Source organism: Streptomyces sp. P17 (assembly GCF_032436805.1).
In the GTDB taxonomy this organism is placed as follows: domain Bacteria; phylum Actinomycetota; class Actinomycetes; order Streptomycetales; family Streptomycetaceae; genus Streptomyces.
On record NZ_JAVRBF010001063.1, the window covers coordinates 1 to 260 of the forward strand.

1 protein-coding gene is annotated in these 260 nt (G+C 63.5%); it reads right to left on the reverse strand.

What is annotated here, in order from left to right; genetic code table 11:
* Window positions 1-75: 75 nt before the first annotated feature.
* The coding region (gene secE, locus RMT89_RS43945) for a preprotein translocase subunit SecE (protein WP_315889353.1) at window positions 76-260 on the reverse strand (185 nt) is incomplete at its 5' end.

Genomic DNA, 260 nt, shown 5'->3' on the forward strand with positions numbered 1-260 from the left:
CAACCGAATCGATGCACGCCAGCGTAACGGGCAGGTTTGCGGGGGGATAGCGCCCCCGCCCCCGAATTGCAAGCCTTAGCTGACCGCCTGCAAAAGCTGGGTCAGACCAAAGCGGATGCCCAGATCGACAAGCGAAAAGAACGCCGCCGCTGCCGCCGCCAGAATAAACACCATGATCGTGGTCGTCACCACCTCGCGGCGGGTCGGCCACACGATCTTGCCCGCCTCGTTGCGGACCTGCTGGATGAACTTGGCGGGGT